This window comes from Catenulispora sp. MAP12-49 (genome assembly GCF_041262705.1).
In the GTDB taxonomy this organism is placed as follows: Bacteria; Actinomycetota; Actinomycetes; order Streptomycetales; family Catenulisporaceae; genus Catenulispora.
Genome location: NZ_JBGCCP010000078.1, coordinates 1 through 10,899, shown reverse-complemented (window position 1 = coordinate 10,899; position 10,899 = coordinate 1). Strand labels below are relative to the sequence as shown.

Here is a 10,899-nt window from a genome sequence, read left to right as displayed (position 1 = left end):
CACACCACCACCGCCCCACGAAACCAGCACCACCCCCGACCCGCGCCACCAACGGATCCCGCAAACCCTGCGCGAAGCCGTCAAGAAACGCCTGTAAGCCACCCACCCCAGCCGCACCCACACGAGAAACTCACCCACACGTAGGCCAGGGGCGCCTTTTCTCACATACGCGCTTTCCGTCCGACCGTTTCAAAACCTGTGACCGGGTACCTGGCAGGGGCGCGGCGCCGCTGAACTCATCCGCGTATGCAGTGAGGAGGCTGCTATGAGCACCATGACCGAGAAGGAAACCCCGTACGCGATCGGCGCGGACGTCTCTTGTGCCGACGGCGACTGCGGTCGGCTGCACCGAATCATCATGGACCCGGCCACCCGGGCCCTGACCCACCTCGTCGTCGGGCGCGACCCCCATGCCGCCCGCCTGGTCCCGGTCACGCTGGTGGGCAGCGCCGGGGCCGGATCGATAGTCCTGACGTGCACCGCCTCCGGGTTCGACCTGCTGGAGCCGGCCGAGGCCACCGAGATGGTGCAGCCCACGGCCCCGGCCGGGGGACCCGTCACCGGCGGCGGCGCGCTCGGCGGGGGCTACCGGGCCCCGGCCAAGCCGGACATGGTCACCTACGACCGCGTCCCGGCCGGCGAGGTCCAGCTGTGCCGCAACGAGCGGCTGCACGCCGCCGACGGCGACATCGGGCACATCAAGGGCCTGATGGCCGCGCCCGACCACCACGTCACCCACATCCTGCTCAGCGAAGGACATCTGTGGAGCCGCAAGGAAGTCGCGGTCCCGATCCGCAACGTGGTCGACGCCACCTACGGCGTCCAGGTGGACCTGACGCGCGAGGAGCTGAAGGACCTGCCCGCGATCGACCTGACGCGGGCCGGGTGAGGACTCCGGCGGCCGGCCCGACCGTCGGCCGCCGGACCGTCCGGCGAACAAGACTGGTGCTTAGTGCGGCGCCAGACGGGGAGCCGGGCACACGCAAGGACGGCGGCGTGCGAAGGCGCGCGCCGCACCGAACGGCCGGCCGGCGGACAGCCGGACCGGACCAGAGCGGACCCGGGACCGCAGGCGGGTGCGGCCCCGGGTCCGCTGCGCCAAGTGTGGAGGCGGCGCGGCATGGCGCGCAGTCGATTCGAGAGGGTTGGCGGCGAATGGCGCTTGACATGTCCGTTCGGAGTCCTCTTCCGGCGTCGCACGGACTGGCCGGAGGCGGCGACGGCGGTCGCCGGGACAGACGTGAGCGTGGCGTGAGGATGCGGGTGAGTTGGGGACGGCTCGCCCGGTGGGCGGCCGTCCGCTGCGGGATGCGGTAGGTACGGGGCCTGCGATGATGCCCCGGACCGGCGGTCGTGAGGGTTCCGACCGCCGATTCTCGATGATGTGCTGTCCGGTACCGCCGTCCGGTGACGCGTTGCCCTATGGCGTTGTCCCGTGACGGGCTGTCCGATGGCGCTGTCCGGTGACGCGCTGCCCGGTGACGATGTCCCGTGACGCGCTGCCCGATGGCTCCGTCGCTCAGCTGTGGCTTGAACTAGCCGCCGTAGTAGCCGCCGCCGAGCTGTGCGTCGTCGAAGGGCTCGACGACGGCGCCGCGGACGAGCTGGTGGTGCTGCTCGGCGAGCTCGGCGCGGACGTGCTCTGCGTCGTCGAGGCGCTGGTGCTCGCGGTCGTGCTCGGGACGCTGGTCGGGGCCGAGGTCGGGACCGGCGTCGTCGGCATCGGCGGGGAGCTGGTCGTCGGCGTCGGGGTGGTCGTCGGGGTCTGCGACGTCGTGGTGGTCTCGACCGAGCGGGTCAGCGGCGACTGGCTGGTGCTGGTCCCGACCGAGGCCGCCGGCGGCGTGCCCGGGTTGTGGCTTCCGTTGCGCAGCACCAACACCAGCGCCGTCGCCAGAGCCGCGATGACCGCGACCGACAGCAGCCCCGCGACCAGCCCGGCACCGCCGGCCCCGTTGCGCGCCCCACGCGGCGGCTCGCCGACCCCGATGCGCTCCGCGGTCCGCTCGCCGACCGGCTCCAGGCGCGCCGTGGGCCGGGTCGCCCCCGCGTTGAGCACCAGCGTCGGATCGGGCGCCGGGCCGGGTGTGGTGAGCGGATCGTTGTCCGGTTGCGGGAAGACCGCGATGCCTTCGTAGTCCAGGATCTCGGCGGCGCTTTGCGCTATGGCCGCCGTCAGGTCCGCGGGCAGCCAGGCGCCCTCCGGCACACTGTCGGCCATCCGCCCGATGATCTGCGCGGTGCTGGGCCGCCGCGCCGGCTCCTTGGCCAGGCACACGGCGATCAGCGGCGCCAGCGAGTCCGGCACGCCGGACAGGTCCGGCTCGCCGTGCGCGATGCGGTAGAGGAGGGCGTGCTCCGGCCCGCCGCCGAACGGATTGCGACCGGTGGCGGCGTAGGCCAGGACAGTACCGAGGGAGAAGACATCGGTGGCGCCGGTGAGCTCCCACCCCTGCGTCTGCTCCGGCGACATGAACCCCGGCGAGCCGATGATGGTGCCGACGTCCGTCCGCGTCAGATCCGCCGCCGCGATGACCCGGGAGATGCCGAAGTCGATGACGTGCGGACCGTCCACGGCCAGCATCACGTTCGACGGCTTCATGTCCCGGTGCACCACACCCGCGGCATGGATCTCGGCCAGCGCCCGCGCCAGCCCGTAGGCCAGCACCCGCAGCGAGGTCTCCGGCAGCAGCGAACCGGCACCCACCACCGCCCGCAGCGTCAACCCGGACACATAGGCGGTCGCCAGCCACGGCGTCGCCGCCTCCGGATCAGCGTCCACGACCGCGGCGGTGAACCGCCCCGACACCAGCCGCGCCGCCGCGACCTCCTGCCGGAACCGCCGCCGGAACTCCCGGTCCTGAGCCAACTCGGCCTTGACCACCTTCACCGCGACAGTCCGCCCGCCGCGCGTCCGTCCCAGGAACACCTGCCCCATGCCCCCGGCGCCCAGCCGCGCGATCAGCACATAAGGACCCACAGTGCGCGGATCCCCAGCCCTCAGCGGTTCCACCTCGCGGACCTCCCCGATCGGTCGTCTCTACCAGTAGTAGTCCAGCATCGCAGTGAACAGAAGCACCGAGTGTGCACAAAGCCCTCAACCGTCACCGCTCCACCCGATCGGGCGGTTCGGCGCACCGTCGGGCGGGTGACGGTCGTTGAGAGTGGCCGCGAATGGCAGGATCGCGGGATGGCCACGCTGCTGATCGTCCACCACACGCCCTCTCCTACCCTTCAGGCGATGTTCGAGGCCGTCCTCGCGGGCGCGACCGACGACCAGATCGAAGGCGTGACCGTGGTGCGGCGCCCGGCCCTGGCCGCCACGGCGGTGGACGTCCTGAATGCCGACGCGGTGATCGTGGGGACGCCGGCGAACATCGGCTACATGAGCGGCGCCCTGAAACACTTCTTCGACCAGGTCTACTACCCGTGCCTGGACGCGACGAAGAAGCTCCCGTACGCCGCTTACGTCCACGGCAACAACGACACCGCCGGCGCGCTGCGGGCGATCGAGTCGATCGCCGGCGGCATGGGGTGGGAGCGGGTGTTCCGGCCGGTGACGGTGACCGGGGAGGCTGCGAAGGCTGATCTGGAGGCGTGCTGGGAGTTGGGGGCGACGGTCGCGGCGGGGCTGATGGAGTGAGCGGGGGGAGCCCGTCGGCGCCGCTAGCGCCACATCGCGATGGGCCGGTGGTCGTCGCCGGTGCCATCCACGGCTACCTGCACGTAATCGCCGTCGACGACGAACAGGCCGCCGCCGCCCCACCCGAACCTGTTGTCGCCGGAGATGACGTAGGCCATCGTGACGCGTCCCGTGCCCGGGTCCAGCCGGACGATCCGCGGACGGTCCCAGCCCGGCGTGGCGACGTACAGTCCGTCCGGCTGAAGATCCATCGCCACTGGATTCGAGGACGTCCACTGCCCGTCCTCGCTGTCCGCCGCGTTCTGCCAGACGTGATGTCCGTCCGCCAGCGAGAACGCGGCCATCCGGTCGTTGCCGCCGGCGAGCGTCACCGGAGTGATCAGAAGGCCGTCCGTGACCACGGCGCGCGGGGCCGGTGCGTTCTGGAGCTGAGCGGCCGTGGGCTCGACGACCACGATGTCCTCGTCCGGCTGGGCGGTCGGGATCGCAGTACGTTGACGGCCCTGCGCGTCGTAGGAGACGACGAGGTCCACGGGCCGCGACGCCTGGTCGGACACGTGCACGACCGCGGGATCCACGGACAGCACCTCCCGCGCGTTCAAGGTGCCCGGAACCGACAGCTTCGCCTCCCAGCGGACGGCTCCGGTCCCCGCGTCGAGCGCGACCGTCTCCCCGCCGGAGCCGCAGCCTTCGATGGTCAGCACCAGGCTCGCATCAGCCGCCACCGCGTCCTCGGCACAGGAATCCGTCGCCGTGCTGCGCCAGCGCGGCGTCCCGTCGCGGAGCGAGACGGCCCGGATCCCGTGGTCCTCCCTCAGGAAGGCGGCATCCCCGGCGACGGCGATGTCGTCGGAGTACGTCGTGAGGAGGTCGGAGAACGCTGAGGCTCCACGGTCGACGGTCCACAGCTGCCTGCCGGTCTGCAGATCGATGCCCGCGACCTCCGTGCACGGCTGCCCGTCGGCCCGATAGGCGACCAGTCCGATGTGCTCGGACACGGTGCGGCTGACGGCGCACACGGTGTCTTGGCCGGGGATCGGGAAGGTCCATTCGACGTGTCCGTCACCGGCGGCGTAGGCGATGGCCGCGTCGGTCCGTACACGGACGACCGTCTGGCCGTCCGCCCAGGCGCCCACCGCGGAGACCGTCGACGGCCGGTCCGGCGCGGCGGCCCACCGGACATGCGGCACGTGCAGGCCGCCGATCGAAAGGCTGGCCTCGCCGGTCCGCCGCCAGTGATAGACGAACACGCCGGGGAGCATGCCGATGACGGCACCGGCGGCGAGGATCGCGAAGGGGAGCCTCTTGCGCAAGCTCGTCGGCCACCACTTCACGGCAGCCGACAAGAGGGCGCCGATCACGAAGAACGGGCCGATGGCCAGGAAGAAGATCGACGGGAACCCGGGCGACAAGGCGCACCCCGACTTCGGCCCCCGAGCGTGGCACGCGCCGATATGCGGCCCGGAGACCGCGGCATGCCAGCCGAGGATGTTCATCGCCACAGCGAAGCCGATCGCCAGGCCGGCGGCCAGTAATAAGAGGGCGGCCCCGGCCGGCCGCCGCCGGTCGTGCGTCGTCGATTCCCCCGGCCCCGCGAGGTCTCCCTGAGATGACTGCGATGACTGCGATGCCTTGCCCTGAACCTGCTTCCCCATGAGCCCCGTCCCCCGACCACTCGAGTTCTGACGCAGCTCAGAGTAGACCGCGCCGCCGTCGGGACCGACGGCGGCGCAGCCCCGAAAAGCGGTCCCTACAGCTGGTAGAAGTCGCTGTAGTGGTCCGGCGAGTACCACACCTCCCCGGTGTCCATGTCCACGACGATCCGCACCGCGTCGCGGTGCGCGCCGCACGCACGCGGGTTGACGTCGAACTCCTGGAAGCTGTCGCCGGCGGGCAGCTGGCCGTCGTCGTTGTAGTAGGTGCCGCCGGCGTAGTTGCACTCGCCGTTCGGCCAGTCGTACCAGCCGCGCGAGCTCGGGTAGTTCATGGACTGCCAGGTCGAGTTCGCCGAGGCCGCGGCGGCGCAGCCGCTGACGTTGCACGAGCTGTACACGGTCGCGTTGGCGGCGGGGCTGGCGATGACGGTGACGGTGAGGGCGGACGCGGTGGCGGCGACGGCCACGGCGAGGCGTTTCGTCCAGGACAGGCCAAGGCGGCGCTGGGTCGACATGGAACCTCCAGTCGTGGGGAAGGTGGTCACCGACACCATGACGCTGATTCGGGGTCTTCGCTACAGGGCAATCCCTGAACATCGGGCCCTGATGCAAAGATTCACCCATCAGGGGCCGGATACGTTCCATGCACGTCGCCGGGCGTTTGCCGAAGGTCTTCGATCGGATACAGAGCGCTACTTCAGGCTCGGCTTCGCAGCCTTCCAGGCCTTGCGCACCCGCTTGTCGAAGTCCCGCGAATCGCAGCGCACCAGCCCGATCAGCACCCCGTAGGTGAACGCGTTCTCTCCGGCCTGGTGCGCGCCGGCGGCCAGGTCGGTGAGCGCCGAGGCGGCGACCACCCGGTCGTGCTCCTCGCCGAGCACGTCCTGCAGCGCCTTGATCGGCTTGGCGCCCGGCAGTCCCAGCGCGTCGGCGGCGTAGCGGGCCCGGCGTGCGGCCTTGCGCGCGTCGTGCATCGCGGTGTCCCGTTCGGCGCCGTGCGGCATCGGCAGTGCCGCGCGCATCCGCTTGCGGACCCGCCGGTGCAGGTGCGACAGGTCGGGGTCCTTGCCGGGCTTCGCCGATGCGAAGTACGCCTCGAGGTTCTTCAGGAGCCTGCGATAGCGCGGCGAGTCCAGGGCCTCGGTCACGAGTCCGAGTGCTGATTCCCGCTCCAGCGCGAAGACCGCCCCGACCCGCTCCCGCACCGGGCCCTGGACGTACTCCGGCGGCGTGCGCTCCAGCAGGTCCAGCACCCGCTCGGCCAGCACCTCGGCCTCGCGCGCGGGCCCGAGCGCGTCGCCGAGCCAGCCCAGCTCCTCCACCAGGGCCAGGCGTTTCTTCTCGCCGGGCAGCACGTCCTGGAACGTCCGCAGGTTCGCGCGCAGCGTCCGGGCCGCGACCCGCATTTTGTGCACAGCGTCGTGCCGGTCGTCGCGGACGTCCGGTTCCAGCGTGGCCAGCGCGCCGGCCTGGGCGCGCAGCGATGTCAGCAGGCTCATGTGGTGAATCCCATGTGCACGTGGTCGTGATGGGTCGGGTCGCTGAAGAACTGCGGGCCCGACAGCTGCCGGGGCCCGCCGACGTTGTACGAGCCGAGCGCGGCCGCCCGGCGCATGAGGTTGTCAACGAGGGCGGTCGGCGTCGCGGGGTCCACGACAGCGTGTCCGTCAATGCGCCAGACGTCAACCGCCCGGCCGCGCGGATGGTCGGACAGGCGGTTGGTGCCGAAGACGTAGATCGGGTGGCCGGAGCGCACCACGCTCACCATCAGCTCGTGCTCCTGCGACAGCTCCAGCAGCACGTTCAGGACGCTGTCGTGCACCTGGCCGCTGCGCACGTCGGCCAGGCCGGCCGGCGGCAGGCTCACACGGGAGGAGGCGAGCAGGGCCTTCGCGGCGGCGGTGGGGGCCGTGGTCGGCGGTCCCGGCTGCGAGGGGTTCACCTGCGTCACCTTCCACTGCGGACTCGCCTGCACCAGGCGCACGTCGTAGGTGGCGACGCTGGTGACGACCAGGACGCTCGCCGAGGTGTCGAGCAGGCCGCCGTACTGCGCGTCGTACACCAGCAGGTCGGGGCGGTTCAGCTCGGCCACGATGTGCTGGACGGCCACCGCTTTGACGTCGGGGTTCAGCTCGCCCGGGCCCGGCGTCCACAGCGCGGCCGGAGTCGGGACGCTCGGCGAGGCGGCCGGGGACGACGGGCCGCCGGGGGTGACCGTCGGCGACGGCGCGGTCGAGGTGGCGGTCGGGGACGGCGCCGGTGCCGGGGATGCGGAGCCTGACGCCGTTGCCGTGGCCGCTGACGTCGGCGAAGCAGGCGATGCGGGCGAAGCCGGTGACGTCGGTGACGTCGCCCCGGTGGTCGGCGAACTCGTCGCCGCACCCCCGGCGTTGCCGTGCGAGGAGTCGCACGCCGCCGCGCCCAGTGCCGCGCCGAGCGCCGCGATGCCGCCCCGGAGAATCGTCCGCCTTGTACTCATACGCTTCAGTATCCGTCAGAATCCGCGCGGGACCGCGAAAGAGGGCGCCGTCGCGCGGCTGACGAGCCGTCGTGCCGGGAGTACCGTGCCAGATATGACGCTGCTGGCCCAGCTGGCCGAGGCGGTCGCCGCCGGGACGATCGAGGTGGTCGACCTCACCGCGCCGCTGTCGCACGAGACGCCGATCCTGCACCTGCCCGAGCCCTTCACCAACACGGTCGAGTTCTCCCTCCGCGAGATCAGCCGCTATGACGAGCGCGGCCCCGCCTGGTACTGGAACGACATCGTCACCGGCGAGCACGTCGGGACCCACTTCGACGCCCCGGTGCACTGGATCACCGGCCGCGACGGCGAGGACGTCTCGCAGGTCGCGCCGCGCCGGCTGATCGGCCCCGCGGTGGTCCTGGACGCCTCCGACCGCGCCGCCTCCGACCCCGACCACCTGCTGCAGGTGGAGGACGTGCAGGAGTGGGAGGCCAAGCACGGCCCGCTGCCCGAGGGCGGCTGGCTGCTGTACCGCACCGGCTGGGACGCCCGCGCCGGCGACCAGGCCGCGTTCCTGAACGCGAACGAGACCGGTCCGCACAGCCCCGGCTTCTCCGCCGAGTGCGCGAAATGGCTCGCGGAGGAGACGCCGCTGCGGGGCATCGGGGTGGAGACCGTCGGTACCGACGCCGGCGCCGCCCACGGCTTCGACCCGCCGTTCCCCTGCCACTCCTTCATGCTCGGCGCCGGGAAGTACGGCCTGACGCAGCTGCGCAACCTGGACCGGCTGCCCGCGCGCGGCGCCGTGCTGATCGCCGCGCCGCTGCGGATCGTGCGGGGCTCCGGGAGCCCGGCGCGGGTGCTGGCGCTGGTCGAGCGGGAGGCGTGACGCGGCGGGGGCATGGTTGCGGGGGCACGGTCGCGGGGCACGGTCGCGAGGTCATGGCCGCGGGGACACTGCGGCGGAGCGGGCTCCAGAAGCACCAGGGGCACGCGCCCCCGCCGCGCGCTCCCCGTCCGAACCCTGACCCATCGTTGTGAGGCGCCGCGCGGAGGGTAGGAACCCTCCGCGTCCCGAGCGATCGGAGGACCCATGCCCGCAGAAGAGACCGTCGCCTCCGAAGTCGGCCAGACCCTGCGCGAAGCTGGCGCCGACGTGGTCTTCGGCGTGGTCGGCAGCGGCAACTTCCACGTCACCAACGCCCTGGTCGGTGCCGGGGCGCGGTTCGTCGCCGCGCGGCACGAGGGCGGCGCGGCCACCATGGCCGACGCCTACGCGCGGGCCAGCGGCGGGCTCGGGGTGCTCTCCGTGCACCAGGGCCCGGGCCTGACCAACGCCATGACCGGCATCGCCGAGGCCGCGAAGAGCCGCACGCCGCTGGTGGTCCTGGCCGCCGAGGCCACCTCCCGGCTGTCGAACTTCTGGGTCGACCAGAACGCGCTGGCCCGGGCCGTCGGCGCCCTGCCGCGCCGGGTCAACAGCGCCAGGTCGGCGCGCGCGGACACCCTGACCGCCGTGGCCACCGCGCAGTCCGAGCGCCGGACCGTCATCTTGAACCTGCCGCTGGACGTGCAGCAGCAGCGGGTCGAGGGCGGGAACCGGTTCGGGCTGCTGCCCGGCGGCACGACCGTGCACCCGCGCGAGGACGACATCGCTGCGCTGGCCGCGCTGCTTAACGAGGCCGAGCGCCCGGTCTTCATCGCCGGGCGCGGCGCGCGGCTGGCCGACGCCGGCGAGGCGCTCGCCGCGCTGGCCGAGCGGGCCGGCGCGCTGCTCGCCACGTCCGCCGCCGCGCGCGGGCTGTTCCGCGGCGACCCGTTCGACCTCGACGTCAGCGGCGGGTTCGCCACGCCGCTGGCCGCCGAGCTGATCCGGGCCGCGGATCTGATCGTCGGCTGGGGCTGCGGCCTGAACATGTGGACGCTGCGCCACGGCACCCTCATCGCGCCCGACGCCAAGGTGGCGCAGGTCGACACCGAGCAGGACGCGCTGGGACGGCACCGGCGCGTGGACCTCGGGGTCGTCGGCGACGCCACGGACACCGCGTGGCAGGTCGCCGACCGAGTGCCCGCCAAGCGCGGCTACCGTTCGCGCGAGATCGCCCGACTGCTCCAGACCGAGGGGCGCTGGCCGCAGATCCCCTTCACCGACCGGTCCACGGCCGACCGCATCGACCCGCGCACCCTCTCGACAGAACTCAACACCCTGCTTCCCGTCGAGCGCACCGTCGCCGTCGACTCCGGGAACTTCATGGGCTACCCGGTGATGTACCTGGACGTCCCCGACGGCGAAGGCCTGGTGTTCACGCAGGCCTACCAGTCCATCGGCCTGGGCCTGGCCACCGCGATCGGCGCCGCCCTGGCCCGCCCCGACCGCCTGACCGTCGCCGCTCTCGGCGACGGCGGCGCGCTGATGTCGATCACGGAGTTGGAGACAGCGGTCCGCGAGCAGATCGGACTCCTCATCGTCGTCTACAACGACGCGGCATACGGCGCGGAGGTGCACCACTTCGGGCCGCACGGCGACGACCTGGCCACGGTCACCTTCCCCGACACCGACATCGCCGCCATCGCCCGCGGCTTCGGCTGCCAGGCCGCGACCGTCCGGTCCCCGCAGGACCTCAAGGCAGTCGCGCCGTGGCTGGCCGGACCGCGGGAGCGGCCGCTGCTGCTGGACGCGAAAGTGGCCGCGGACGAGGCCTCCTGGTGGTTGGAGGAGGCCTTCCGCGGCCACTGAGCCGCGTGGGGGTGGTGGGCTGGGTTCGGCGGCTGGGTGCGGTTTGTTCGTGGGCTGACAGGCACAGGCGTTTTCTGACGGCTTCGCGCATGGTTTGCGGGATCCGCAGCGGAGCGCGGGGCCGGGGTGCAGTGTGGGTCGCGTCGGCGGCCCGGCGGTTGGGGTGGTGGTCGGCTCTCCTGCGGCCTTCAGGGATGGAAGGTCAAGGTCAAGAGCGGCAGTCAAAGGCGACAGTCAAGGGCGCCTCCGGCGGCGCCTGCGCGGCGAGCGGCCTCGCTCCGGGGGGTGGGGGTCGCGTAGTCGGGCGGCGGACGCTGCTTGTGGTCGCCTCTGTCCCGGATTCCCCGCCGCTTCGTCGCCCGGAGGGAACCATCCCGGCCTGGGCGGTGTCAAGCCGGAT

Annotated in this window: 9 protein-coding genes; 4 read left to right on the top strand and 5 right to left on the bottom strand. The window is 72.4% G+C overall.

All coding sequences use genetic code 11. The features are described from left to right. The first annotated feature begins 265 nt into the window (after positions 1-265). Positions 266-889 (top strand): hypothetical protein, encoded by a 624-nt coding sequence (locus ABIA35_RS49200; RefSeq protein WP_370340868.1) that lies wholly within the window; start codon positions 266-268, stop codon positions 887-889. Between the two features lie 630 nt (positions 890-1,519). Here ABIA35_RS49200 and ABIA35_RS49195 read toward each other — a convergent pair. Then, the gene (locus ABIA35_RS49195; RefSeq protein ID WP_370362627.1) at positions 1,520-3,013 is read right to left on the bottom strand and encodes a serine/threonine-protein kinase; all 1,494 of its coding nucleotides are present in this window, start codon (positions 3,011-3,013) and stop codon (positions 1,520-1,522) included. A gap of 177 nt (positions 3,014-3,190) precedes the next feature. Here ABIA35_RS49195 and ABIA35_RS49190 point away from each other — a divergent pair, with 177 nt between their 5' ends. After that, positions 3,191-3,643 carry a flavodoxin family protein gene (locus ABIA35_RS49190; protein WP_370362626.1) on the top strand — a complete coding sequence of 151 codons (453 nt, stop codon included), beginning with the start codon at positions 3,191-3,193 and terminating at the stop codon, positions 3,641-3,643. A gap of 23 nt (positions 3,644-3,666) precedes the next feature. Here the strand turns inward: ABIA35_RS49190 and ABIA35_RS49185 are convergent, their stop codons facing one another. The 4 genes from ABIA35_RS49185 to ABIA35_RS49170 form a co-directional block, all read right to left on the bottom strand. Then, positions 3,667-5,298 carry a PQQ-binding-like beta-propeller repeat protein gene (locus ABIA35_RS49185; RefSeq protein WP_370362625.1) on the bottom strand — a complete coding sequence of 544 codons (1,632 nt, stop codon included), beginning with the start codon at positions 5,296-5,298 and terminating at the stop codon, positions 3,667-3,669. 95 nt (positions 5,299-5,393) lie between these two features. Continuing rightward, complete coding sequence (locus ABIA35_RS49180; RefSeq protein ID WP_370340875.1) at positions 5,394-5,813, bottom strand: ribonuclease domain-containing protein; 420 nt, start codon at positions 5,811-5,813, stop codon at positions 5,394-5,396. Positions 5,814-5,990: 177 nt separating this feature from the next. Continuing rightward, positions 5,991-6,797, bottom strand: coding sequence for a CHAD domain-containing protein (locus ABIA35_RS49175; protein ID WP_370362624.1), 807 nt, complete (start codon positions 6,795-6,797; stop codon positions 5,991-5,993). Further along, positions 6,794-7,777 (bottom strand): hypothetical protein, encoded by a 984-nt coding sequence (locus ABIA35_RS49170; RefSeq protein ID WP_370362623.1) that lies wholly within the window; start codon positions 7,775-7,777, stop codon positions 6,794-6,796. The genes ABIA35_RS49175 and ABIA35_RS49170 overlap by 4 nt, the downstream gene beginning before the upstream one ends. Before the next feature lie 94 nt (positions 7,778-7,871). Between ABIA35_RS49170 and ABIA35_RS49165 the strand changes: the two genes are divergently transcribed. Beyond that, positions 7,872-8,651 (top strand): cyclase family protein, encoded by a 780-nt coding sequence (locus ABIA35_RS49165; RefSeq protein ID WP_370362622.1) that lies wholly within the window; start codon positions 7,872-7,874, stop codon positions 8,649-8,651. Positions 8,652-8,855: 204 nt separating this feature from the next. Continuing rightward, a complete protein-coding gene (locus ABIA35_RS49160; protein WP_370362621.1) occupies positions 8,856-10,499 on the top strand; it encodes a thiamine pyrophosphate-binding protein in 1,644 nt (547 codons plus the stop codon). Positions 10,500-10,899: the final 400 nt, after the last annotated feature.

Coding starts and splice junctions, on each gene's coding strand:
- ABIA35_RS49200 (WP_370340868.1), top strand. CDS start 266: ATGAGCACCATGACCGAGAAGGAAACCCCGTACGCGATCGGCGCGGAC.
- ABIA35_RS49190 (WP_370362626.1), top strand. CDS start 3,191: ATGGCCACGCTGCTGATCGTCCACCACACGCCCTCTCCTACCCTTCAG.
- ABIA35_RS49185 (WP_370362625.1), bottom strand. CDS start 5,298: ATGGGGAAGCAGGTTCAGGGCAAGGCATCGCAGTCATCGCAGTCATCT.
- ABIA35_RS49180 (WP_370340875.1), bottom strand. CDS start 5,813: ATGTCGACCCAGCGCCGCCTTGGCCTGTCCTGGACGAAACGCCTCGCC.
- ABIA35_RS49175 (WP_370362624.1), bottom strand. CDS start 6,797: ATGAGCCTGCTGACATCGCTGCGCGCCCAGGCCGGCGCGCTGGCCACG.
- ABIA35_RS49170 (WP_370362623.1), bottom strand. CDS start 7,777: ATGAGTACAAGGCGGACGATTCTCCGGGGCGGCATCGCGGCGCTCGGC.
- ABIA35_RS49165 (WP_370362622.1), top strand. CDS start 7,872: ATGACGCTGCTGGCCCAGCTGGCCGAGGCGGTCGCCGCCGGGACGATC.
- ABIA35_RS49160 (WP_370362621.1), top strand. CDS start 8,856: ATGCCCGCAGAAGAGACCGTCGCCTCCGAAGTCGGCCAGACCCTGCGC.